The organism is Paenibacillus solanacearum (genome assembly GCF_910593845.1).
GTDB classification, from domain to species: Bacteria; Bacillota; Bacilli; order Paenibacillales; family NBRC-103111; genus Paenibacillus_G; species Paenibacillus_G solanacearum.
This window is the reverse complement of record NZ_CAJVAS010000009.1, coordinates 100,901-124,733: the sequence shown is the minus strand read 5'-3', so window position 1 is coordinate 124,733 and position 23,833 is coordinate 100,901. Positions and strand designations below refer to the sequence as shown.

The following is a 23,833-nucleotide window of genomic DNA, read 5'->3' as shown; positions in this document are numbered from 1 at the left end:
CTGTGCCCCTGCTCCGGCTCATGGCAAGGAGAAGGCTCTCTTGCCATGAGAGGCCGCGGGCAGCGGGCACGTGTGCGAGGAAGGGCGCGCTTAGTCGAGCTTGATGTCGATTGGGCATTCACACGGGTCTGAGCCAAGCTGGAAGTCAACGAAAATGAAAGCAGTCAGGAGGGAAACACATGTTGATTTACGAAAATCCGCTGGCATCCAGCGAAGATGTCCGCGATTTTATACTGGAAGGCGAAGCGGCGCTCTCGTTTCCGCTAAACCGGATGCGGCTGGAGAGCGTGAAAGACCCGGCCGAAGGGCAAAAATCCAACTATGTCTTCTGGTGTCCCGTCGTCTTTCCGGCCGACATTCGGATCGAATGGGAGTTCCGGCCGATTCGGGAGCCGGGGCTGTGCATTATGTTTTTTGCGGCAAGCGGCAAGGATGGAGAAGATTTGTTCTCGCCGAAGCTGGCGCGGCGCACGGGTGAGTATGACATGTATCACCACGGCGAGATGGACGCGTACCATCTGTCATATTTCCGCAGAAGGTATCCGGAGGAGCGGGCTTTCCATACATGCAATTTGCGCAAGAGCTACGGCTTCCATCTCGTTGCGCAAGGAGCCGATCCGATTCCCGGCGTGGAGGACGCGTCCCGCGCGTACCGGCTGCAGCTCGAGAAGCGGCAAGGGCGCATTACGTTTATCGTCGACGGATTGACCGTGCTGCAATGGGAAGACGACGGGGAAGCGTTCGGCGACGTATTGGGTGAAGGACGGATCGGTTTTCGTCAGATGGCCCCGCTCATTGGCGAATATGCGAATTTGAAGGTATATTCCTTGTAGCATCGGGACAAGGATGCGCCAAATTTTTTCGTTTGTTTTCAATATGAAACAAATGTTCACGAAAAATATGAATTTCTGAAATTTTTTTGCATTTTTTTGATGGTCGACAAAAAGTAACAGCATCTTACAATCGCTCTGTTTTATACTATGATCTAACAGTGGTTAGAACGGAGTGGGGATATGGAACTATTCTTGAAAGAAAAAATTGAGGCGCTTCGCTACAAGATGGTCAAGGAGGCGGCGGAGCGCGGCTGTCTTCACCATGAGAAAGTGCTCGAAATCAGCAGGCAGCTGGACGAGTATATCGTGGTGTATCAGAAAGCGAAGCCGGAAACGTTCGCCATGCTGAAGAGCTGGTCCTGTTGATCGCAGGCTCGCTTGAAACGTACGTAAAGAAAACATCATCATACGGTGCGGACCTCTACAAACCTTCATGATTTCTTCATGAAGGTTTCATTGTTTCTTCATGAAAGAAATGGTTGGCAGTGGTAAAATCGATTTGTAGACAAATTTAGATTTAGTATAAATATAATCGATCAGGAGGGGAGCATACATGTATAAATCCGTAATTATCGGCACCGGTCCCGGCGGTTTGACCGCCGCCATTTACTTGGCGCGGGCTGGCTTGGCGCCGCTCGTCATCGAAGGGCCGGAGCCGGGAGGCCAACTGACGACAACGACTGAAGTAGAGAACTTCCCGGGGTTCCCGGAAGGAATCATGGGGCCCGAGCTGATGGACAATATGCGGAAGCAGGCGCAGCGTTTCGGCGCGCAGTTTCAGACCGGCTGGGTGAACGAAGCCGATTTCTCGAAGCGGCCGTTCACGCTTCAAGTCGAAGGGATCGGCGAAGTGGTGGCGGAGTCGGTCATTATTTCTACCGGCGCATCGGCCAAATATATCGGCATTCCCGGCGAGAAGGAAAATGTGGGCCGAGGGGTCAGCACCTGTGCGACATGCGACGGATTTTTCTTCCGCAACAAGAAGATCATCGTGGTCGGCGGCGGCGACTCGGCGATGGAGGAGGCGAATTATTTGACGCGGTTCGCGTCGGAAGTCGTGCTCGTCCACCGGCGCAGCGAGCTTCGCGCCTCGAAGATTATGCAGGAGCGGGCCCGCGGCAACGAGAAAATCAGCTGGAGCTTGAACCGGACGCCGCTGGAAGTGGTTGCCGGAGACCGGGGCGTGACCGGCTTGAAGGTGAGAAACAACGAGACGGGCGAAGAGGAAGTGATCGAGACGGATGGCATCTTCGTAGCGATCGGCCATACGCCGAATACCGGCTTTCTCGGCGGCCAGCTGACGACGGACGATCACGGGTATCTTCTCGTGAAGCCCGGCACGACGGAAACGAACATTCCCGGCGTCTTCGCTTGCGGCGACGTGCAGGACAGCCGTTACCGGCAAGCGATCAGCGCTGCGGGAACCGGATGCATGGCCGCGCTTGATTGCGAGAAGTTTTTGGACGAGCGGGAAGCAGCTCATACGCAAGTAACCGTATAATCAAATCCAAACCAAAGGCGGGATGACCCATGAGTACGACGATGATTCAGGCATTGAACAAGCAAATTGCCAACTGGACAGTATTGTATGTAAAGCTGCACAACTACCACTGGTATGTGAAGGGCAATCAATTTTTTACGCTGCATGCCAAGTTTGAAGAGCTGTACACCGAAGCGGCGGTTCATATCGACGAGCTCGCGGAACGGGTGCTGGCGCTGCGCGGCCTGCCTGTCGCGACGATGCGCGAAGCGCTGGAACTGGCTTCTGTAGCCGAGGCGGCAGGAAGCGAAGACGCGAACGCGATGGTCGCGGCGACGGTGCAAGATTTTGAGCGGCTGCTGGCCGAGCTGAAGGAAGGCATGCAGCTTGCCGATCAAGAGGGCGACGAGACGACGGGCGACATGTTCCTGGCGATTTATTCCTCGCTGGAGAAGCATAGCTGGATGCTGTCGGCGTTTCTTGGCTAAGCGGGCGACTGCTTCTTAGTATTACACATCATCTTAATTAAAGATTGACAATATTCAGAATATTCCATATTATAGGAGCAAGTGAAACGGCCGTGTGTAACTGGCGGAACATGGGGAACCATGGGGGAGCACACGGAATCCATTTGCCGAACGCCTGGGCGAGTACTTTGTCGAAAGATGAGGTGCTCTTTTTGTTTTGCTGTAACATAAAAACAGGAGTGATGGTATGGAAAACGCAGTTCGCTATTTGACGCAGTACGACCCGGAGGTCGGTGCGCTGGCATCGGCCGAAGCCAAGCGGCAGCAACGGACACTCAGCTTGATTCCTTCGGAAAATTACACTTCCAAGGCGGTACAGCTGGCGCTGGCCACCGCTTACGCGAACAAATACGCCGAAGGCTACCCGTATGTATGGTCAGACGGCAGCCGGGAGGATCGCCGGAACGGGCGGTATTACCGCGGGCAGGAGTATACGAACGAATTGGAGCGTCTGGCCATCCGGCGCGCGCTGCAGCTGTTCACCCCCGATCCCGGCGAATACCATGCCAATGTTCAGCCGCTGAGCGGCGCGCCGGCGAATCTCGCGGTATTGAGCGCCTTCTTGAAGCCGGGCGACACGTTCCTCGGGCTGGCGCTCGATTACGGCGGCCATCTGACGCACGGTCACGGCGTGAACATCACGGGACAATATTACAATGCCGTACAATACCGGCTGAATGACAGCTATGAGCTGGATTACGACGAGATTCGCCGTTTGGCGAAGCAGCATGCGCCGAAAATTATTTTCTGCGGCGCGACCGCGTATCCGCTGCGGATCAGCTTCCGGCAGCTCGGAGCGATCGCTCGTGAAACCGGCGCGCTGCTGGTGGCGGATATCGCGCATATTTGCGGTCTATGCGTAACAGGCTGCCATGAGCATCCGTTTCCGCATGCGGACATCGTCACGACGACAACGCACAAGCTGCTGCGCGGCCCGCGCGCCGGCCTTATCGTATGCAAGAAGCCTTACGGCGCGGCGATCGACCGTGCGTTGTTCCCCGGCTTGCAAGGCGGACCGCATATGAATGCGGTCGCCGCGATGGCAGTCGCGCTGAAAGAAGCGATGAGTCCGGACTATCAACGGTATGCGGGCCAGGTGGTGCGCAACGCCAAGCGGTTATCGAAGCTGCTGCAGGAGGAAGGATTCAAGCTGATGGGCGGCCGAACCGACAATCATTTGCTGCTGCTGGACGTCGTCGGCTCCGCTGGCGGACTGGGCGCAAAGGATGGCAGCTGGCTGGCAAAGCAGTGGGAGACGGCGGGCATCGTGGCGAACAAGAACACCATACCGGGCGATACGAGACCGTGGTATCCATCCGGAGTTCGGCTCGGGACGCCGGCAATTACGACGATCGGGATGATCGATCAGGATATGGTCCATGTGGCGGAATGGATCATCCGCGCGACCCGCCATGCGGAGAACGAAACGGAATTGCGCCGTATACGGGACGAAATCGGACAGTTCATGGAACAGTTTGCGTTCGAATCATTTTACGTGTGAGCCGGATTCGATTGCGTGATCGCCGGCTGGCGCGGGCATTCATAAACGTACGGAATCTGGAAACGTTATAGAGGAAATCGTTCCTAACCGCACGGCATGGAGATAGTCATGGAAAACAGTAAAAAAACCTCTATCGCAGCGCTTTCGAGCTTGCGCGCCTGCGATAGAGGTTCGGGTTGTATGTGGAAATACGCTCTGTAAATTACAGATAGGTTATCCCGCTTTCTTGACGGCTGCGGATTCGTGAACGCCGGCGGCGTTCTGCTTGCGGCCGACATTGAATACGAGGTTCAGAACGATCGCCGTAATGCTGCCGGCGACAATGCCGTTGTCGGTCAAAATTTGCACCATTTGCGGCAGTTTGTCGAACAGCTGCGGAACGACAGTTACGCCCAGACCCATGCCGACGGAGCAGGCGATGATCAGCAAATTCTCGTGCCGGTTCAGGTCTACCTGCGAGCCGAGCATCCGGATGCCGGAGGAGACGACCATGCCGAACATGGCGATCGATGCGCCGCCGAGCACTGGAGCGGGGATGATCGTCGTCATGGCCGCTACTTTCGGGATCAAGCCGAGGACCACGAGGATCCCGCCGGCCGTAATGATGACGTCGCGGGTTTTCACGTTGCTCATTTGCAGCAGACCGACGTTTTGCGAGTACGTCGTATACGGGAATGCGTTGAACAAGCCGCCCAGCACGATAGCCAGTCCTTCCGCACGGTAGCCGCGGGCGAGGTCTTCCGACCGGATGTCGCGGTCGACCATTTTCCCGAGGGCGAAAAACACGCCCGTCGATTCAACCAAACTGACCACCGCAACGAGAATCATCGTGATGATGGCGGATGCTTCGAACGTCGGAGTGCCGAAGTAGAACGGCTGAACCATATGGAACCACGAAGCTTCGCCGACGGAAGCGAACGATACTTTGCCCATGAACGCGGCGAAGATCGTACCGATGATCAGGCCGAGCAGGATCGAGATCGCACGCCAAAAGCCGGTGAACAGCCGGTTCATAATAATGATGAGGGCGAGTACGCCGAAAGCGAGCATCAAATTCGACGGAGCGCCGAAGTCCGGGCTGCCCTGGCCGCCGCCCATATCGTTGAGCGATACGGGAATGAGCGTCACCCCGATGATCGTAACGACGGAGCCGGTTACGACCGGCGGGAAGAAGCGGATCAGCTTGCCGAACAATCCGGCGAACAGAACGACGAAAATACCGGCGACGATAATCGCCCCGTAAATGGCCGATACGCCGTATTCGCTGCCGATGGCGATCATCGGGCCGACGGCGGTAAACGTACAGCCGAGAATGACGGGCAGGCCGATGCCGAAGAACCGGTTCGTCCACACTTGAAGCAGCGTGGCGATCCCGCAAGTGAGCAGATCGATCGATACGAGATAGCCGAGCTGCTGCGGCGTAAGCTTCAGCGCGCCGCCGACGATCAGCGGTACGATGACGGCTCCCGCGTACATGGCGAGCACATGCTGCAAGCCGAGGGAAAATCGGCGTAAAGGCGGTTGATTGGGAGCGGACATGGGATCGTTCCTTTCGCGATATATCAAGTTTTTTTTATTTAGACGGATTGATGCTGCCGCTCGTCCGCAAAGACGATGCTTCCTTCGCCGAGCGAGGCGATGCGCGCCAGCGACTCGACGCGGTAGCCCGCGGCCGCCAGCTTGTCGCCGCCGGGTTGAAACGCCTTTTCAATGACGATGCCGATGCCTGACACGGTTGCGCCCGCTTGTTCGATGATGCGCGCCAGACCGAAGGCCGCTTCGCCGTTCGCGAGGAAATCGTCAATGATCAGAATGCGTTCGCCTGCGAACAGAAACTTCTTGGATACGCTGACTTCGCTTTCTTCCTGCTTGGTGAATGAGTACACTTTCTCGGTGTACAGATCCTCGCGGAGCGTCAGCGATTTTCTTTTTCTCGCGTAAATGACCGGAACCTTCAGCTCCAGCGCCGTCATAACTGCCGGGGCGATGCCGGACGACTCGATGGTCAATACTTTGGTAATGCGTTCCGCGCGGAATCGTGCCGCAAATTCTTTGCCTATTTCGGCCATCAAGACCGGATCGACCTGGTGGTTCAGAAATGCGTCTACTTTCAGCACTTGATCGCTGAGCGCGATCCCTTCTTGCATGATCTTGTCTTGTAAAAGCTTCACGTGGGCCTCCTGAGCAGGGTAAAGTGGGTATCAAAAAACAAAAAAACTCGAAGTACCGGCTCCGGACGGCGGAGCGATGCTTCGAGTGATACACGGACATCAAGCCACAGCGGCGCAGCAAAACCGTCGCGCCATGGCATTGTATCACTCGTAGTCCGGCCATTCCGGTGGCCGGGTAGAGACGAGCAGGCCCATTCCTGCTTTTATACGAGCGTAAGCTTATACTGAATTGCATTATATACGAAGCAAGTCAAATGCGCCATATAAAATTCGTGACAATTCGACACGAACAAGACGAGCATCGAGGATGCCCGTCTTGACGCCCGCATGAAGCTCGCTTCACGGATACTGGGTTGCGATCGTACGGCTTACAGCGGCTTCGATTTGCTTTGCGCAGCGGAAGGCTTCTGATCCTTCGCGTCGCCGACATGCTTGAACACGTTCACGAGAAATACGATAACGGAGATCGTGACGAGCACTCCGCCGACGGCAATGACCGGTTCCATGTTCCCCACGCCGCTAACCAGCAGAGCGAGTCCGATCATCATGATCGGCAGGCCGATGTTATGCAGCCAGAAATGCGTTACGGCCAGCTTCGATGCCGCCGCTTTCGGAAACAGGTGATACACGAAGCCTGTAAGCGCTAGCGAAACCCAGCCCAACAAATTGATGTGCGCATGCACCGACGCGAACTCAAACTTATGTACGATGGACATGAACATGCCGAACAGGACGCCGATGACAAAATAAACGGAAGCAATCTTGATCAATTTGGCTCCCAACAATACCCACCTCCTTTGCTCAACATGACTTTATGCCGATTGCTGCCCAATTATTTCACATGCGGATGGAAAGGGCTTATTAAATTAAATTTACATTGTACAGCGGTTGGTCACGTCTTGATCGCAAGTCATGCCACAGGCTGCTGCGGGGATCACCGGCCGGAAAAGTACGCCTCCTGCGGCGATGGCTTTCGCCGGTGCGCGTTTTTTGCTATAGTAATACCCATACATACCACTGCAATCGATTACTATAACAAAAGGATCGTGTTCTTGCATGATGAAAAAACGCGTAACCATACATGATATCGCCCGCATCGCCGGCGTGTCCTCCGCTACCGTCTCGCGGGTGCTCAGCAAGAGCAGCTACCCGGTCAGCAGCGAGCTGCGGCAAAAAATCGAACAGCTGGCCGAAGAGCATGACTATATCCCGAACATGGTCGGAAAGCAGCTCAAAACGCATACGAACACAACGATCGGGGTCATCGTTCCGACGATCAGCAACCCGTTTTATTCCTCGGTCGTTCTCGGTATCGAAGAAATGGCGCGCCGAAACAATTATCATGTGTTCTTGTGCAACTCGCTGCAAAATCCGAAGCAGGAAGACGAGTATTTGGAGAAGCTGTTCGAGAATCAGGTGAAAGGAGTGATCCTTTCCTCGATCTCGTTCAACCGCAAGCTGATGACCCGGCTGATCAAGCTGGGGCTGAAGGTGATCGCCATCGACCAGCCGCTCGACCTGCCGGACGTTCTCCAGATCAAGTTCGATTACCGCAAAGGCGGTTATATGGCGGCCAAATATTTGGCGGACCAAGGCCACCGCCGGATCGCATATGTGACGGCGCCCCTGGATCGCCCGAGCCGGCAGAGCATATATGAAGGGTACCTCGACGCGCTCCAGGAAGCGGGCATCGCCCTAGAGGAGCAACTGGTCAAAGTGTCGGAGCCGACCGGGGGGGACGAAACGAGAGGCGAGTTCGAGAACGGCAAGCTGCTGACGCGGCAGCTGCTCGAGCTCAGCGAGCTGCCGACGGCCATCTTCGCTTGCAACGACATGACCGCATTCGGCGTGATCAGCGAGCTGACGGAGCACGGTGTGAAAATACCGGAGCATATTTCCGTCGTCGGCTTCGACAATATCGATTTCAGCCAGATGATCGCGCCGCCGCTGACGACAATCAATCAGCCGAGCTACGAGATGGGGAAGCTGGCGTATAACATGCTGATGGAGCTGATGAACGGAGGGCAAGCGGAGATGGACATCGTCCTCCAGCCGAAGCTCGTCCAGCGGAGCACCGTGACTGCGGTGAAGTAGCATAAGGGTTCAGCGCTGTCTTGCGGCGCCGAACCTTTTTTTATGACCTGCGTCATCGTCAATCGCTCGTTCCGGGCTGTGCGATGAGCGCACAAGCGTGCGAATTTACATTTTTTTAAAATTCCCTGATGACAAAGCGGCAGCGGATGTGATATTCTGCGAATAGAAATCGATTTCTATACCGTGCAGGAAAGGACTGAAGGCATGAAGAGCTATGCAATCGTGGGGGCCGGCGCACGGGCGCTCAGCATGTTTGCCCGTCCGCTCGTATCCGAGCTGGGGGCGTTCGCCAAGCTTGTCGGCATCTGCGACGTCAATCTGAAGCGGGCCGAGACGATGAGCCGTCTGTGCGGCGGCAGCGGAATCGCCCTATTCGACGACTTCGATGGCATGCTGCAGGCGACGCAGCCCGATACGGTTATCGTGACGACGATCGACCGCAATCATCACGAGTTCATCATCCGCGCGCTCGAAGCGGGCTGCGACGTCGTGTCGGAGAAGCCGCTGACGATCGACGCGGACAAAATGAACGCGATATTCGCGGCGGAGAAGAAGACAGGGCGCAGCGTCACCGTCACGTTCAACTGCCGGTTTATTCCGTACATGGTGCGGATCAAGGAGCTTCTCGCCTCGGGAGCTGTCGGCGACATTCACAGCGTTCATTTCGAATGGTTTCTGGACACAAGGCATGGGGCGGATTACTTTCGCCGGTGGCATCGCCGCATGAGCAACAGCGGAGGGCTGCTGGTGCACAAGTCGACGCATCATTTCGACTTGGTCAACTGGTGGCTCGGCGACGTGCCGGAGACGGTGCACGGCTTTGGCGATTTGCGGTTTTACGGGCGGAACGGAGCGCATGCCGGCGAGCGATGTCGATCGTGCGACCATCGCCATACGTGCGATTTTTACTACGACATTACAGCAAACGACACGGTCAATCAGTTGTATTATCAGGCCGAAGCGGAGGATGGATATATTCGCGACCAATGTGTTTTTGCAAAAGAAATCGATATCTATGATACGATGACCGTCCAGGCCAAGTATGAGAAAGGCGCATCGCTCTCCTATTCCTTGACGGCGTATAACCCGATGGAAGGGTGGAGAATCGCTTTCGTCGGCAGCAAGGGCAGACTCGAAGCGGAAGACTTCGCCAGCGGTCCGCTGTCCGGCACGTCTTACAACACGGTTCGCCTGTTTGACCGCAAGGGAGACTTGACTACCGTTCAAGTGCGCAAAGCAGGCGGCGGGCACGGAGGCGGCGACGAACGGCTGCGCCGCATGCTATTCGCCGGCGATCTCGAGGACCCGCTCGGGCAGCAGGCCGGGTCTTGGGAAGGCGCGATGTCGCTGCTGATCGGAGCGGCCGCCAATCTATCGATCGCCGACAAGAAACCGGTCGTCATTCGAGAGCTGCTGCACAACAACCCCACATTCATTCACTAACAGTCATTTACTAAACGACATTGAAGGAGGCTACTGCACGATGGAAGTCAAAGTGCTGAACACCCCGGAAGAACTCGGAAAGGCGGCGGCCGAACAGGCGGCGGAGGTGCTGCGCGCAGCAATCAAGGAGCGCGGCAGAGCGCGGCTTACGCTGTCCACGGGCGCGTCGCAGCTTGAATTTTTGCGGCATTTCGTTCAAGCGGACGTTGACTGGAGCAAGGTGGAGATGTTCCACCTCGACGAATACGTCGATTTGCCGGAGACGCATCCGGCCAGCTTCCGCAGCTATTTGAAGGAACGATTCCTCGCCCATGTTCCGATCAGCCGCTACGCATTGGTCAACGGCGAAGGCGATATTCGCCGCAATATCGAGCAGTTGAACGCCCGCTTGAACGAAGCGCCGGTCGACCTCGCCTTGATCGGCATCGGGGAAAACGCGCACGTCGCATTTAACGATCCGCCGGCCGATTTCGATACCGAGGAGCCGTATCTCGTCGTCGATCTCGTCGAATCGTGCAAACGGCAGCAGGTCGGCGAAGGCTGGTTCCGCTCGATTGAGGACGTGCCGAAGCAGGCGATTACGATGAGCATCCGGCAAATTTTGAAAAGCGCGGTCATCATCTCATGCGTTCCGTACCAGGTGAAAGCAAACGCGATCAAGCTTACACTGGAAAATGAGGTCACGAACCGGATTCCTTCCACGATTTTGAAAACCCATCCCCAATGGACCTTGTATCTTGACAAGGACTCGGCGTCGAAGGCGGATGCCGGCAAGGTCACGGTATAATCGAAGTTTTTATTTTATGATAGAAATCGATTACTATTGATTTTTCGTTACAAATTTGCAGGGAGGGAGGAATGGAGTTGGCGAAGAAAAGCATGATGGTTATGCTGGCAGCCGCCATGATGCTCTCTCCATGCGGTGTCACGGGCTGCGCTTCATCCCAAGCAGGTGACGGAACCACGGTATCGGAGCAACCGAACATCGGCGTGTACTTGGCCGGAGACTCTACCGTGGCCAGCTATTCTGCTGACAGAGCTCCGCTTGCCGGATGGGGACAGCAGCTGCCGTCGTTTTTTAACAGCAGCGTTCAGGTGCATAATTACGCAGCGTCGGGAAGAAGCTCCAAAAGCTTTATCGATGAAGGCCGGCTGCAGCCGATTCTCGACCGAATAAAGCAAGGCGACTATTTATTCATCCAATTCGGCCATAACGACGAGAAGACGAAGGACCTTGATGTCGGTACCGACCCGGATACAACCTATCCATCGTATCTTCGCCGGTATATCGACGGCGCACGCTTGAAGGGGGCGATCCCCGTGCTGGTTACTCCCATGCAGCGCGGCAGCTTCGACGCGAAAGGGAGGCTCAGACAGACGCACGGCGATTACCCGGCGGCCATGATCCAACTGGGCAAGGAACAGCAGGTTCCCGTCATTCGTTTGCACGAGAAATCCAGAGAACGGTTCGAACGGTTGGGTGAAGAGGCGACCAAGAGATTGTTCATGATGCTGGCGCCCGGGGAATACCCGAATTATCCGGACGGTTCCGCCGATCTGACGCATTTCAACGAATACGGAGCGTCGGAGATGGCCCGGCTGGTGATCCAAGGCATACGGGAGTCCGGCCTGCCTCTTTCTTCGCGAATTCGTGACGGGAACGCTGCCGCTGGAGAACCTGGGTAATCGCGGCGAGGGGCGATGCGACCGATCGTCGTCCATGCGACGCCGAATTGTGCATTCGGCTTTGCAGCCGTGCCGGTGAAGCTGGCGGTATCTAGGGCGGTTATGCGCTGCTGCGTGCGCAACGACGCTTTATCCGGTACGTATGAATGGGCGGAGGAGGCGGCCTGGAATTGGTACAATGGAAGCAAGCAAGCGCTTCATTTGCGCTCAAGTACGCGTTGCTCGGCGGGCTGCTGTTGTGCGGCGCCAGCCTGACGGTAACGGCTTGTCTGAACGCCGCGTCCCGCGAATCGAAACCGGCGGCAAGCGGCGAAGCGGATGCGGATCGCCGTGCTCCCGTCATCGTGAAGGCGGAGACGGCCGGGACGCATGCCGTGGAAGTCACGTTCAGCGAGAAGCTGAATCCGTTCGTCGCCGCCGATGTGAAGCTCGTGGCCGCTGCCGGTTCCTGGTACGAGCTGAATCCGAAGCTCACCCGCTTCCTCACGGTGGAGCATGTGCAGACCCGCACGAATGAACGGAATCAGACGGTTGCGGTGTTCACTGTCAGCGACCGGTTCCATCCCGACGGCTCGCTCGTTGTGCCGGAGAGCCGCGATCCGGCGAAGCTCAAATTGCTGACCGACGGCTATGATACGGGCATCAGGGAAGCGAACGTCAAGCAAGCCGACCGCTTGCTGACCTGGCAGCTGGACCATGGCGGTTGGTACAAAAACATGCAGGCCCAATACGCCCGACCGTGGAACGGAACGGAAAAGCGAAGCGACCTGACGACGAAATCCGGGGTGGAAATCGGAGAGATCGACAACGGGGCGACAACGAGCGAAATGGTATTTTTGTCGATCATGTACGACCAAACGAAGGACGACCGATACAAGCAAGCGGTGCGGAAGGCGATCGGCTTCCTGCTGACAATGCAGTATGCGAGCGGGGGATGGCCGCAGGTGTATCCGGCCCGAGGCAATTATTCCGACGAGGTGACGTTTAACGACAACGCCATGACCAGGGTGATGGAGACGCTTCGCCTCGTCGCGGAAGCGAAGTATCCGTTCGATACGGACATCGTGGACTCGGCCATACGCCGCCGCGCCCCAGCTGCGCTCGACCGGGGGCTTGATTATATCCTGAAGTCGCAGATCGTGGCGGACGGCAAGCTCACGGGCTGGTGCGGCCAGCATGATCCGGTCACCTATGCGCCGCGGCAAGGCCGGCCGTACGAGCATCCTTCCGTGTACAGTGCCGAGACGGCGGCGGTCGTCCAATATTTGATGTCGGTTCCGAATCCGCCGGAGGCCGTGTCTGCGACGGTGAAGGGGGCGCTGGAATGGCTGGAGGCGGCGCGGGTGAAAGGGATGAAATACGATACAAGGACGCCGATCGGCTCCAATTTTGTTGCGGATGCGGGCAGCTCGGTCTGGTACCGGTTTTACGAGATTGGTACGAACCTTCCGGTGTTTTCCGGGCGCGACGGCGTGATCAAGCGCAATCTGCTGGACATTGAGGATGAACGAAGAAACGGCTACAGCTGGGGCGGCACCTGGCCCGCGCCGCTGCTTCGGACGGCGGCTGCGACCGGCTATTACGAAAACCGGGTGTACGTGCAAACGGTCGGCGGCGAATCCTTGTCCGCCTCGAAGCAATCGCTGCCGTTCGGACAGCTGGTCAAGATCGTCGGGGGCGTCCGGCCCGAATAGCTTGAGTAGATTTGAACCGACATCGGAGTCGAGTCAGCGAGGGAGATGGGCTTTTGATCCATAGAAGGGGAGGCAACCGCAATGAAAACGAAACGTTTGGTGGTCCTTGCCGGTACAGCGCTCTTGTCACTCATGACAGCATGTCAAACGGGAAACGGAGGCCAAGAAGCCGAAAAGCCGAAGGAGAGCATCGTGTCCAAGCCGGCCGAGCTTACGTTCTTCATGATGGCCGGAGATTCGGAGGACGGCTTCAACGAGCGAATCGGCAACGCCATCCGCAAAAAATTTCCGCAGTACACGATCAAGTACATTCGCAGCCAGCCGGGGACGACGCTGCCCGAATTGATTACCGCCGGACAGGTTATCGACATCTACTTCGATTCGATCGGCAACTTCTCGGATGGCTTGCTGAAATATCAGCTGGAATACGACATGACTGGGCTGATGAAACAAAGCGGCGTCGATGTCAACCGGTATGAACCTACGCTGATCGATGCGATGAAACAAATCTCCGGTGGGAAAATGTACGGTCTGCCCGTATACAACAGCAATCTGGTGCTTTTCTACAATAAAGCGATCTTCGACAAGTTCGGCGTCCCGTATCCGAAGGACGGCATGACGTGGGATGAAGCGCTGGCTTTGGCGGGCAAATTGACGCGAACGGAAGGCGGCAGGCAGTACCTTGGCTTGACCGTGTCGCCAACGCATCTGTTCCGGATGAACTCGTTCTCGCTGCCGTATGTCGAGCCGGGAAAAGATACGCCGACTGTGAATCAGGAGCAGTGGAAAAAGCTGCTGCAGAAGACGATCATTGACCCTGCGGCGGACGAAGGCTACAAGGAGAAGATCATCGAATTGAAGAATAAGCTGCCGTACCGGGAAGCTTTGCTCAAGGAACAGTACTTGGCCATGTTCGTCTTCTTGTCTTCCATGCCGTTTACGGTGCCGGACGAAATCGCGCCATTGAACTGGGACATGGTGTCGCTCCCTACGTTCAGCGAAATGCCTGGGGTTGGCTCGCAAGCGTATCCGACGTACTTCAGCGTGACCGCAATGAGCAAAAACAAAGAAGCCGCCATGGAAGTCATCAAATTTCTCGGCTCGGACGAATACCAGACGGAAATGGCACGCAAAGGAACGATGCCGGTGCTCCGCGATGCGTCGATCAAGAAGCTGCTCGGCCAGGATACGCCGTTCAAGGACAAAAACTTTAACGCCGTCTTTCACAACAAATTCGCCCCGATTTCCCCGAAGAGCGTGTACGACGTGAGCATCGAGAAAATCTTGAATAACAAGCTCGTTCCACTGGCGAAGCAGGAGATCGACATCAATACGGCGCTGCGCTCCGCCGAAGAGGAAGCGATTAAGAGCATCAGGGAATTGAAGTTGAAATAGCCCGAGCAGGTGATGTTAATCGGAGGTGGCCTTATCGTATGGGGGAACGTGATCGCAGCATGAGCCGGGATCATTGGATTGAGGGGCGGCATTACCGCACGGGAGAGCCGGTTGCGGTCCGTATCGCCGGCGGCGTCGTCGCCGAAATCATCAAGCCGGAGCTGGAGCGTCCGGAGGCGGATTTGCCTTGGCTGGCGCCGGGGCTGACCGATTTGCAGATCAACGGATACCGCGGCCGCGACTTCAACACGCTGCCGTTTGACGAAGAGATGGTACGCGACATCACGAGGGAGCTGTGGGCGGAAGGCGTGACCTCGTATTTCCCGACGGTCATTACGAACGCGCCTGAAGCGATTCGTGAGGCCGTGGCCACGATTGCGCGGGCTTGCAGCCGGTATGCGGAAGTTGCCGGCTGCATTGCCGGTATCCACGTCGAAGGACCGTTCATTTCGCCGGAGGATGGTCCGCGCGGCGCTCACGACAGGTCGTTCGTGCGCCCGCCGGACTGGGACCTGTTCCGGCGCTGGCAGGAGGCGGCCGAAGGCCGGATCAAGATCATCACCGTATCGCCGGAGTGGGCGGAAGCGCCCGATTTTATCGAGAAATGCGCTGACAGCGGCGTCACGGTATCGATCGGCCATACGAAGGCGACGTCGGAGCAAATTCGCGACGCCGTGCGCGCCGGCGCCCGCCTGTCCACCCATCTCGGCAACGGTGCGCATCCCGTCCTGCCGCGGCACCCGAACTACATCTGGGATCAGCTGGCCGAAGACGCCTTGTCCGCCTGTCTGATCGCGGACGGGTTTCATCTGCCGCCCGCCTTTATCCGGACGGCGCTGCGGGTGAAAGGCGACAAAGCGATGCTCGTCAGCGACGCCGTATCGCTGAGCGGCATGCCGCCGGGGACGTATGAGACAAACATCGGCGGCAAAGTCGTCAAGTCGCCGGAAGGCAAGCTGCACTTGGCCGAGCAGCCGGCCATACTGGCCGGTTCCGCGCAAATGCTGCTGTGGGGAATCGAGCGGCTTGTCGCCGGCGGTCTGTGCAGCTTGCCCGGCGCCTGGGATATGGCGTCGATCCGCCCCGCCTCGTTCATGAACTTGCCGCAAGCCGGTGGTCTCGCCGAAGGCGCGCCGGCCGATCTGGTGCTGTTCCGCCGCGAGGGAGATCGCCTTGTGCTCGAGCAGACGTATAAACGCGGCGATGCGATGCTGTAAACGGATTGCCGGCGTGAGGTGAGGATTTTCGCCAGCACACACCTTCCATAAACTGTAAGCTATAAACCCTAAACCGCTCTGGTTCCGTCATGAACCGGAGCGGTTCTCTTTATGTTAAATAGGATCGTGTCACCGCGAGCGCAAGGCATCATTTGTCCTCAAATCGGCAAAAGACAAGCTTGCAAAAGGAAGCAAGCTGCAGTGACCTCCCAGTCGAATCAGGAAGAGGCGAGAGGATAGCAGAGAGTGGCAAGAGAGAGCAAGAGGTAGCAGCCGCAATGCCTCCCAATCGAAGCGGGAAGAACGAGAGGAGGGGAGAGGTAAGAGTGGCAAACTGCGAGAGGAAAGAGGGGAGCGGGAGGAAGGCTGGGAGGAAGGTTACTTTAAGTGCAACGTCGTACATTGGCAATATGCAGTGCGTGAAACCCTACTATTTATTGGGGTGCAGCTGTTAATTTGCGGCGGAAATATGCAAAAATGCATTCTTATAGCCCAAATCGAATTATTCAGAGGGAGATGGCTCTGAATAGTTCAGTTTGGGCTATTGTTGACCTAAAATCTATGATTTTATCCGAAAATAATTGTTTTGAGCCTACTATTAGTTCATTTTCCCCTACTTACTTCGCGGTCATATACTTGGGCCAGATCGTCGCACAGCGAAGAGGGTGCGGTTAAGCAATGGTGCAAGGTGAAGCGAGGGACGGTCAGTAGTGGTCTGATGCAACGCGGGTGCAGGGTGAAGGAAGCATACACTTTCAACCTGTAACATTCTTTCGCACAAAGGATGTGCTCCGTTTAATTTTGTATATGTGTAACTTAAAAAACGGCATTTCAACGGGGGAAAGGTTCCGATACGATGAAATTAACGGAAACTTCGAAGAGAGGCTAAAGCGGATCAGAAGAGAGGCGAAAAAGGATCAAAGGAATCATGGCAGCAGAACCGCGCATCGCACATAGGTTTTCATCGCCGGTAAATGCGCTCGCATCAGGACTCCGTTTATGCAAGGCAGGTGTGGGAACCGCCGGCTTTGGCATTCAATTTTGAAAACGTTATCAATAGGGAGAAGCGATTCATGAGAAAAATAATGGCATATTCATCGTTAGTCATCATGAGCTGTTTAACGGCGGCAGGATGCAGTTCCACTTCGCCCGGAGGCACGGCTGCGGGCGATAAAACGGCGGCTGAAGACAACAAGACGCCGGTTACGCTGGAGCTGGCCAGCAACGCCTCCACTACCGTGGTAGACGAAGATTTTCAAAATGTGGTGAACGAGTTTATTCGAAAGAAATATCCGCATATTACTGTCAACTACAATCCGGAGTCCGGGAGTACGAAGCTGGATGCCTTGCTGGCGGCAGGCACCGTGCCCGATCTGTTCGTAACGTATAACGGCGCATTGGCCGGCTACAAGGACAAAGATCTCGTATTCGATATGACTTCGCTGTTCAAGCAGGCGAATGTGGACATCAACCGGTTCGAAAACAATTACATCACGGACGTCAAGAACGCTTCCCCCCAAGGAGAGTTGTACGGGCTTCCGTTTATGATCAGCTACCATGCGCTCTATTACAACAAGAGCATCTTCGAAAAGTTCGGTGTCGAATATCCCCGGGACGGGATGACCTGGGAGGAGCTGATCGAGCTTGCGCGCAAAGTCACCCGGATGGACGCAGGAACGCAGTATCGCGGACTCGACCCGGGCAACAATCAGGTGTGGATGTCGCAGCCGCTCAGCATCGCCGCCAACGACCCGAAGACGGATAAAGCGACGATGAATACCGATCCGTGGAAACGGGTATTCGAGCTGGGCAAGGCGATATACGATATCCCGGGGAACGGCATGATATCGGAATCGCCAAAAAATCAATTCATGAAGAGCAAGACGCTGGCCATGCTGCTGGATTTGAACATCCTGACGCAGCTGGCGGCGGCCCAGAAGGAAGGCCTCGACTGGGATATCGCGCAATACCCGAGCTATAAAGAGAAGCCGAATACATACGGCAATGCCAGCGTATCCGTCATAACCGCAACGAAGACGAGCAAGCATCATGCGGAAGCGGTCAAAGTCATCGACCTGATCACCTCGGAAGAGGTGCAGCTGGCTTTGTCCAAATTCGGCAGATTGTCTCCGCTGAAAAGCCCGCAGGTCAAGCAGGCGCTCGGAAGCGCGAATCCGCAGCTCAAAGACAAGCGGCTGCCGAGCATATTCAAGAGTGTTCCCGTCTCGTATCCGATCGCCTCGACATACCGATCCAAAGCCGAAGGGATCGGCGCTGCCAAGTTCAAGCAGTTCATCGGCGGCGCAGCCGACGTCAACACGATTTTGAGACAGGCCGACGAAGAGATCGACAAAATGGTCAGCACGGAAAAAGGCGGCAAATGAGCCCGGCTTTCGCCGTCTGAGCGCGACGCCCTTTACGCCTGTACGCCCTGCCCTTATACCCGGTTCATTTCCCTGAACTTGGCGGGCGTCATCTTCATTTGGTTTTTGAACACGCGGTTCAGGTAAAACCCGCTCTGGTAGCCGATGCTTTCGGCGATTTGCTCCAGCGTCAAATTCGTTTCGATCAGCAGCGTCGTCGCCTTTTTCAACCGGATCGACGTCAGGTAATGAATCGGCGTGACGCCGAAATCGTCTTTAAATTTTTGCGTCAACCGCACCGGGCTCAGGTTGAGCTCGGTTGCGATTTGTTTCAGGTCGAGCTTTTGAAAGGCGGATTTGTGGATGAGCAGCGCCGCTTTCTCCATAAGCGGATCGGCTTCGCGGCCGGCAGCCGGTTCCCGGCCTTCAGTCCACGATTCCTCGCCGGTTTCGCAGCAATATTTGAGCCAAATATCGCGCAGGTAATGATTTTGGATATGAATTTTGCGTTCGAGATTGAGTGACTCCGCCTGCTTCATGACCGCGTAATTGGCGCTCAGGCGGGCCGTGTCGCGGATGCTGATTTTACCGATCGGCAGCTCCCGCAGCTCATCCTCGGACGGCTCGCTCGGCTGCACCCATTCCCAGCCAAGCCGGAGGAAGAAGAACGTCAACGGTGTAACGACGACCCGGCGAAACTTCAGATGAGGCGGACAAATGAACAGATCGCCGAGCGTCGCCGTTCCGGATTGTCCGTCAATCTCGTAAAAGAACGACCCGTCCTCCACTCCAATGACAACCCACTCCTTATACGTATCTTCGTAAAATTTGAATCGCTCTTTCCGCTTCCAATAATAAGAATGGTTCAGACGAGGGAGGAAATCGCTGGGTGCATACGCTTTCATCTTGCATCGTCCTTTCGCACGGGGCGTGAAGCACTCCGTTTAATTTTGTATATAGTGTAACTTAAAAAACGGCATTTCAACAGAGGGACGGTTCCGATACGATAAAATTAACGAAAACTTCGAGGAGGGGCAGAGATGAATCAAAGCAATCATGGCAGCAGGACCGCACTTCGCACACAGGTGTTTATCGCCGGAGGCGGGATGACCGGGGTCGCGGCTGCGCTGGCTGCGGCAAGAAACGGGGCGTCCGTCATTTTATGCCAGGACCGTCCGGTCTTGGGAGGAAATGCGTCGTCGGAAATCCGGATGCATATTTGCGGAGCGTCGCCAAGAGGCAAGGAGCTGCAGACCGAGGCTAGAGAAAGCGGTATCATGGAGGAAATCGCGCTGGAATGTGCGGTACGCAACCCGCAGCGAAGCGCCAGCATGCTGGATTTAATTTTGTATGAGAAATGCCGGGCTGAACCGAATTTGACGCTGATGTTGAATACGACGGTGGTCGGTGTCAAAATGGACGGCGACCGGATTGCGGCGGCGTACGCCAACCGGGAGAGCACAGAGGATCATTTCGAGATCGAAGCGGATATATTCGCCGATTGCACCGGTGACGGCCGGCTTGGCTTTGAAGCCGGCGCGCGCCATACAACGGGACGGGAAGCGGCCGAGGAGTTCGGCGAGGCTGCCGCCGAGACGATCCGGGATGCATACCGGCTCGGCTCTTCTCTGCTGTTCACTGCCAAAAATATGGGCAGGCCGATGCCTTTTGCCGCTCCGCCGTGGGCTCGCAAGTTTACGGAGGACGACCTCAAATTCCGCGGTCACCGTTCGTGGGAATACGGTTATTGGTGGATCGAGTTCGGCGGCATGCTGGATACGATCAAGGATAACGAGGCGATCCGCGACGAGCTGCTGTCGATCCTGATGGGCATCTGGGATCATATCAAGAATAGCGGGGAGCATCCGGAGTCGGAGAACTGGGCGCTGGATTGGTTCGGATTTTTGCCGGGCAAGCGGGAATCGCGACGGTTCATCGGGCATCACGTGCTGACGCAGAATGACCTGGAGCAGGCGGTCGATTTCGACGATGTCATCGCCTATGGCGGCTGGTCGATGGACACGCACCCGCCGGGAGGCATCGACGCGAAGGATACGAAGCCGTGCAACCAGCCTTTCACGCCCTACATGTACGGCGTCCCACTGCGGTCGCTCGTCAGCGCGAATATTGCCAACCTGATGTTTGCCGGAAGAAACTTGTCGGCTACGCACATCGCTTTCTCCAGCACGCGGGTGATGGCGACCTGCGCCGTCATCGGCGAAGGGCTCGGCACGTTCGCCGCCACGGCGGTAACGCGCGGGAAGCCGCTGCAAGAGGCGTGGCGCGACCGGGAGCTGGTGCAGCTGGCGCAGCAGCAGCTGCTCAGGCAGGGTGCCTACTTGCCCGGAAGGCTGCTCGCCGACCGCAACCTGGCCGCAGAAGCGCAAATTACGGCTTCTTCCGAGCAGGAGGGCGGCGCGGCGTCGCAGGTCGTCGACCGCCATACCCGCACCGTGCATGGCCCGCGCGGCGTCCGGCCGGATTTGACGGAGCCCGGCCTGCATCGCTGGATGTCCGCGCCGACGGATGAGCAGCCGTGGCTGGAGCTGCGCTGGAACGAACCGGTCGCCCTTCGCACAATCACGCTGGTGCTCGATACCGGTCTTCATCGCCAGTTAATGCTCTCGCATCAGGACTCCGTGTATGCAAGGCAGGTGTGGGGGCCGCAGCCGGAGACGCTGAAGGAATTCAAGCTGCTTGCGGAGTCGGGAGGGACGGTCACCGAAGTGGCACATATCCGGAATAACTACCAGCGTCAGCTTGAATTCGAAGTTGCGCTCACGGATGTATCCCGATTGCGTCTGGAAGTTATGGCGACGAACGGTTTGGATCATGCGAGAATCATCGAAATCCGTTGTGAATAAAATAGAAATACCGAAGCCGTCCGGCTTTGGTACAGGATTTTGAAAACGTTATCATTGGGGGAAGCGACTTATGCGAAAAATCATTACGATGATGTCGTTCATGTTCTTGAGCAGTGTTATTGCATCCGGCTGCAGCACAACCTCGACAGGCGGTCAGACCGCAGGTGATCAACCGGGAACTCAGAACAACGCCAGCCCGGTAACGCTCGAGGTGGCCAGCAGCGGAATAGGCGCCACAATGGATGAGGAATTTCAAAAGGTCGTGCAGCAATTTTTGGCAAAGAAATACCCGCACATTACGCTCAATTACAATCCCGACAGCGGCAGTACGAAGATTGATAATTTGCTGGCCGCCGGCACCGTCCCGGATCTTTTCGTAACGTACAACGGCGCGCTGGCCGGATTTAAGGACAGGGACCTGCTGTTTGATATGACGCCTTTGTTCAAAAAGGCGAATGTGGATGTCGGCCGGTTCGAGAACAATTACATGACGGATGTGAAGAACGCTTCGCCAACAGGCGAGCTGTACGGCCTTCCGATCAATGTCAACTACCACGCGATGTATTATAACAAGGGTATCTTTGACAAGTTTGGCGTTCCCTACCCCAAAGACGGCATGACTTGGGAGGAACTGATCGAACTGGCTCGAAAAGTCACGCGCATGGATGGAGGAACGCAGTACCGCGGTCTGGATCCGGGTAACAATCAGGTGTGGATGTCACAGGCGCTCGGGATCGCCGCCATTGATCCGAAGACCGATAAAGCGACGATGAACACGGAGCCATGGAAGCGGGTATTCGAGCTCGGGAAAGCCATCTACAGCATTCCGGGGAACGAGGCGATCTCGGCATCGCCGAAAGATCAATTTATGAAAACCAAAACGCTGGGGGTTCTGCTGGATCTGAACATTCTAACACAGCTCACTACGGCGCAGAAGGACGGATTGGACTGGGATATTGCGCAATATCCCAACTACAAGGAAAAGCCGAATACGTACGGCAATGCCAGCGTATACGTCATGACTGCAACCAAGACGGGCAAGCACCAAGAGGATGCGGTGAAGGTCATCGATCTCATTACTTCGGAAGAAGTGCAGTTGGCGCTATCGAAGGTCGCCCGCTTATCTCCACTCAAAAGCACTCAGGTCAAGCAGGCGCTCGGCAGCGACAATCCGCTGCTCAAAGACAAACATTTGCCCAGCATATTCAAAAGCCTCCCCGTCGCTTATCCGGTCGCTTCGCAGTACAGATCGAAAGCCGAAAGCATCGGCGCGACAAAATTTAAAGAAGTCGTTAGCGGCAAGCTCGACGTCAACACGGCGTTGAGACAGGCCGACGAAGAAATCGACAAAATGGTCAGCGCGGAAAAAGGCGGCAAGTGAATCGACCTTCCGCCGTCTGAGCTTGATGTGTTTGTCCGATTGTAAAAAGCCCCACAACCGCCTGGAGCGGCTGTGGGGCTTTCGCTATTACGAGGGGAGGCTTAATCGCATGCCGGCGCCAAGGGCGAAGTCCCGCCCATCTTGCCCCGCTAAAAAGTAGATTTACAAAATATTAATAATTGGTCCGATCCATGCTATATATGATGAAGTACGCTTACTGACAGTAGCGGAATTAACGAAAAAGGAGGCGTTAGGTTGTTCACCGTGGTATTGAACGAGGCCGATCGGGAACCGCTGCGGCGAATCGGCTCGAAAGCGCTGCAGCTGGCCCGGATGAGCGGACGCGGCATTGCGGTCCCCGGCGGTTTTATCGTTACATCGGAGGCGCTGGACCGGTTTTTGTCCCACAACGGCTTGCAGTTGAGCGCCGGGGACAGCGGGCTTGAGGATCGGGTCCTTGAAGCGTCCGTTCCCGATGACGTACGCAGCGAGGTCGCGGACGCATATGCGCAGCTGATAGAGTCGGAGGGCAGGAGCGAGATCGCCGTAGCCGTGCGCTCGTCTTGCTCGGCCGAAGATTTGGAAGAAGCTTCGTTTGCAGGGCAGTATGAAACGATATTGAACGTGACGGATTTGCCTCATTTGCTGGATAGCTTGAAGCGCTGCTGGGCGTCGCTGTTCTCGGCCCGGGTACAAGGCTATGCGCTGCAAAGCCGTATCGACTGGAACATACGCGATTGGCCGATGGGGGTGCTTGTCCAGCTCATGGTTCAAGCGGAGGTGTCCGGCGTAGCGTTCAGCATGAATCCAGTCACGCAAAATAACAGGGAAATGGTTATCAACGCCAGCTACGGGTTAGGGGAAGCGGTTGTTTCGGGACTCGTTACCCCGGATATGTACTCTATTGACAAACAAAGCGGCAGCATACATAAGGAATTGGGCTGTAAAGAAATGAAAATCGTCGCTGCGGCCAAAGGGACGGTGGAAGCCGATACGACGGAGGAGGAACAAAACCGCTTCTGTTTGACGGAGGAGCAGGTGCGGCTGCTTGCGGAACAGACCCAAACGATCGAGGCGATCTATGGCAATCCGGTAGATATAGAGTTCGCGATAAAACAAGGTCGCATTTATATTTTGCAAGCACGTCCGATTACTGCGTAGCGGAGGCGGTCCCAATCTGCAAT

At 56.2% G+C, this 23,833-nt stretch carries 20 protein-coding genes and 2 riboswitches; of the genes, 16 read left to right on the top strand and 4 right to left on the bottom strand.

The window, feature by feature from the left end:
• Positions 1-179 precede the first annotated feature (179 nt).
• From KXG62_RS12550 to KXG62_RS12530, 5 genes are all read left to right on the top strand, one after another.
• Positions 180-833: a DUF1961 family protein gene (locus KXG62_RS12550; RefSeq protein WP_218092315.1), complete on the top strand. Its 654-nt coding sequence runs from the start codon at positions 180-182 to the stop codon at positions 831-833.
• A 180-nt stretch (positions 834-1,013) separates the two neighbouring features.
• A complete protein-coding gene (locus tag KXG62_RS12545) occupies positions 1,014-1,199 on the top strand; it encodes an aspartyl-phosphate phosphatase Spo0E family protein (protein ID WP_218092314.1) in 186 nt (61 codons plus the stop codon).
• A 187-nt stretch (positions 1,200-1,386) separates the two neighbouring features.
• On the top strand, positions 1,387-2,334 hold the full coding sequence (gene trxB / locus KXG62_RS12540; RefSeq protein ID WP_218092313.1) for a thioredoxin-disulfide reductase: 948 nt from the start codon (positions 1,387-1,389) through the stop codon (positions 2,332-2,334).
• A 29-nt stretch (positions 2,335-2,363) separates the two neighbouring features.
• The gene (locus KXG62_RS12535) at positions 2,364-2,801 is read left to right on the top strand and encodes a Dps family protein (protein ID WP_218092312.1); all 438 of its coding nucleotides are present in this window, start codon (positions 2,364-2,366) and stop codon (positions 2,799-2,801) included.
• 86 nt (positions 2,802-2,887) lie between these two features.
• Positions 2,888-2,968: riboswitch (ZMP/ZTP riboswitch) on the top strand.
• A 59-nt stretch (positions 2,969-3,027) separates the two neighbouring features.
• On the top strand, positions 3,028-4,341 hold the full coding sequence (locus KXG62_RS12530; RefSeq protein ID WP_218092311.1) for a serine hydroxymethyltransferase: 1,314 nt from the start codon (positions 3,028-3,030) through the stop codon (positions 4,339-4,341).
• Positions 4,342-4,554: 213 nt separating this feature from the next.
• Here KXG62_RS12530 and KXG62_RS12525 read toward each other — a convergent pair whose 3' ends face one another.
• The 3 genes from KXG62_RS12525 to KXG62_RS12515 form a co-directional block, all read right to left on the bottom strand.
• Positions 4,555-5,880, bottom strand: coding sequence for a nucleobase:cation symporter-2 family protein (locus KXG62_RS12525; RefSeq protein WP_218092310.1), 1,326 nt, complete (start codon positions 5,878-5,880; stop codon positions 4,555-4,557).
• A 38-nt stretch (positions 5,881-5,918) separates the two neighbouring features.
• Entirely contained in the window at positions 5,919-6,512 is a 594-nt protein-coding gene (locus tag KXG62_RS12520) for a xanthine phosphoribosyltransferase (protein WP_218092309.1), read from the bottom strand.
• Positions 6,513-6,643: 131 nt separating this feature from the next.
• Positions 6,644-6,743: riboswitch (purine riboswitch) on the bottom strand.
• A gap of 137 nt (positions 6,744-6,880) precedes the next feature.
• On the bottom strand, positions 6,881-7,294 hold the full coding sequence (locus tag KXG62_RS12515; RefSeq protein WP_218092308.1) for a cbb3-type cytochrome c oxidase subunit I: 414 nt from the start codon (positions 7,292-7,294) through the stop codon (positions 6,881-6,883).
• A 274-nt stretch (positions 7,295-7,568) separates the two neighbouring features.
• Between KXG62_RS12515 and KXG62_RS12510 the strand changes: the two genes are divergently transcribed.
• From KXG62_RS12510 to KXG62_RS12475, 8 genes are all read left to right on the top strand, one after another.
• Positions 7,569-8,606, top strand: a complete 1,038-nt coding sequence (locus KXG62_RS12510) for a LacI family DNA-binding transcriptional regulator (protein WP_246627414.1) — start codon at positions 7,569-7,571, stop codon at positions 8,604-8,606.
• Between the two features lie 204 nt (positions 8,607-8,810).
• Positions 8,811-10,049, top strand: a complete 1,239-nt coding sequence (locus KXG62_RS12505) for a Gfo/Idh/MocA family protein (RefSeq protein ID WP_218092307.1) — start codon at positions 8,811-8,813, stop codon at positions 10,047-10,049.
• Positions 10,050-10,089: 40 nt separating this feature from the next.
• The gene (locus tag KXG62_RS12500) at positions 10,090-10,836 is read left to right on the top strand and encodes a glucosamine-6-phosphate deaminase (RefSeq protein WP_218092306.1); all 747 of its coding nucleotides are present in this window, start codon (positions 10,090-10,092) and stop codon (positions 10,834-10,836) included.
• Between the two features lie 77 nt (positions 10,837-10,913).
• A complete protein-coding gene (locus tag KXG62_RS12495; protein ID WP_281426774.1) occupies positions 10,914-11,735 on the top strand; it encodes a rhamnogalacturonan acetylesterase in 822 nt (273 codons plus the stop codon).
• A 170-nt stretch (positions 11,736-11,905) separates the two neighbouring features.
• Complete coding sequence (gene pelA / locus KXG62_RS12490) at positions 11,906-13,429, top strand: pectate lyase (RefSeq protein WP_218092305.1); 1,524 nt, start codon at positions 11,906-11,908, stop codon at positions 13,427-13,429.
• 81 nt (positions 13,430-13,510) lie between these two features.
• Entirely contained in the window at positions 13,511-14,824 is a 1,314-nt protein-coding gene (locus KXG62_RS12485; protein ID WP_218092304.1) for an ABC transporter substrate-binding protein, read from the top strand.
• 38 nt (positions 14,825-14,862) lie between these two features.
• Positions 14,863-16,041, top strand: coding sequence for an N-acetylglucosamine-6-phosphate deacetylase (locus KXG62_RS12480; protein WP_246627413.1), 1,179 nt, complete (start codon positions 14,863-14,865; stop codon positions 16,039-16,041).
• A gap of 1,073 nt (positions 16,042-17,114) precedes the next feature.
• Entirely contained in the window at positions 17,115-18,425 is a 1,311-nt protein-coding gene (locus KXG62_RS12475; RefSeq protein ID WP_218092303.1) for an ABC transporter substrate-binding protein, read from the top strand.
• 53 nt (positions 18,426-18,478) lie between these two features.
• Here the strand turns inward: KXG62_RS12475 and KXG62_RS12470 are convergent, their stop codons facing one another.
• A complete protein-coding gene (locus KXG62_RS12470; protein ID WP_218092302.1) occupies positions 18,479-19,309 on the bottom strand; it encodes a helix-turn-helix domain-containing protein in 831 nt (276 codons plus the stop codon).
• Positions 19,310-19,444: 135 nt separating this feature from the next.
• Here KXG62_RS12470 and KXG62_RS12465 point away from each other — a divergent pair, with 135 nt between their 5' ends.
• The 3 genes from KXG62_RS12465 to KXG62_RS12455 all read left to right on the top strand — a co-directional run bounded on the left by KXG62_RS12465 (position 19,445) and on the right by KXG62_RS12455 (position 23,810).
• On the top strand, positions 19,445-21,268 hold the full coding sequence (locus tag KXG62_RS12465) for an FAD-dependent oxidoreductase (RefSeq protein ID WP_218092301.1): 1,824 nt from the start codon (positions 19,445-19,447) through the stop codon (positions 21,266-21,268).
• Positions 21,269-21,338: 70 nt separating this feature from the next.
• Positions 21,339-22,649, top strand: a complete 1,311-nt coding sequence (locus KXG62_RS12460; RefSeq protein ID WP_218092300.1) for an ABC transporter substrate-binding protein — start codon at positions 21,339-21,341, stop codon at positions 22,647-22,649.
• Between the two features lie 264 nt (positions 22,650-22,913).
• On the top strand, positions 22,914-23,810 hold the full coding sequence (locus KXG62_RS12455) for a PEP/pyruvate-binding domain-containing protein (protein WP_246627421.1): 897 nt from the start codon (positions 22,914-22,916) through the stop codon (positions 23,808-23,810).
• The last annotated feature ends 23 nt before the right edge of the window (positions 23,811-23,833 follow it).

Excerpts from the sequence above, each read along its gene's own strand:
- KXG62_RS12545 (WP_218092314.1), top strand. The coding sequence starts at position 1,014 with ATGGAACTATTCTTGAAAGAAAAAATTGAGGCGCTTCGCTACAAGATG.
- KXG62_RS12535 (WP_218092312.1), top strand. The coding sequence starts at position 2,364 with ATGAGTACGACGATGATTCAGGCATTGAACAAGCAAATTGCCAACTGG.
- KXG62_RS12465 (WP_218092301.1), top strand. The coding sequence starts at position 19,445 with ATGAATCAAAGCAATCATGGCAGCAGGACCGCACTTCGCACACAGGTG.
- KXG62_RS12510 (WP_246627414.1), top strand. The coding sequence starts at position 7,569 with ATGATGAAAAAACGCGTAACCATACATGATATCGCCCGCATCGCCGGC.
- KXG62_RS12500 (WP_218092306.1), top strand. The coding sequence starts at position 10,090 with ATGGAAGTCAAAGTGCTGAACACCCCGGAAGAACTCGGAAAGGCGGCG.
- KXG62_RS12505 (WP_218092307.1), top strand. The coding sequence starts at position 8,811 with ATGAAGAGCTATGCAATCGTGGGGGCCGGCGCACGGGCGCTCAGCATG.
- KXG62_RS12480 (WP_246627413.1), top strand. The coding sequence starts at position 14,863 with ATGGGGGAACGTGATCGCAGCATGAGCCGGGATCATTGGATTGAGGGG.
- KXG62_RS12530 (WP_218092311.1), top strand. The coding sequence starts at position 3,028 with ATGGAAAACGCAGTTCGCTATTTGACGCAGTACGACCCGGAGGTCGGT.
- KXG62_RS12550 (WP_218092315.1), top strand. The coding sequence starts at position 180 with ATGTTGATTTACGAAAATCCGCTGGCATCCAGCGAAGATGTCCGCGAT.
- KXG62_RS12525 (WP_218092310.1), bottom strand. The coding sequence starts at position 5,880 with ATGTCCGCTCCCAATCAACCGCCTTTACGCCGATTTTCCCTCGGCTTG.
- KXG62_RS12485 (WP_218092304.1), top strand. The coding sequence starts at position 13,511 with ATGAAAACGAAACGTTTGGTGGTCCTTGCCGGTACAGCGCTCTTGTCA.
- trxB (WP_218092313.1), top strand. The coding sequence starts at position 1,387 with ATGTATAAATCCGTAATTATCGGCACCGGTCCCGGCGGTTTGACCGCC.
- KXG62_RS12475 (WP_218092303.1), top strand. The coding sequence starts at position 17,115 with ATGAGAAAAATAATGGCATATTCATCGTTAGTCATCATGAGCTGTTTA.
- KXG62_RS12460 (WP_218092300.1), top strand. The coding sequence starts at position 21,339 with ATGCGAAAAATCATTACGATGATGTCGTTCATGTTCTTGAGCAGTGTT.
- KXG62_RS12470 (WP_218092302.1), bottom strand. The coding sequence starts at position 19,309 with ATGAAAGCGTATGCACCCAGCGATTTCCTCCCTCGTCTGAACCATTCT.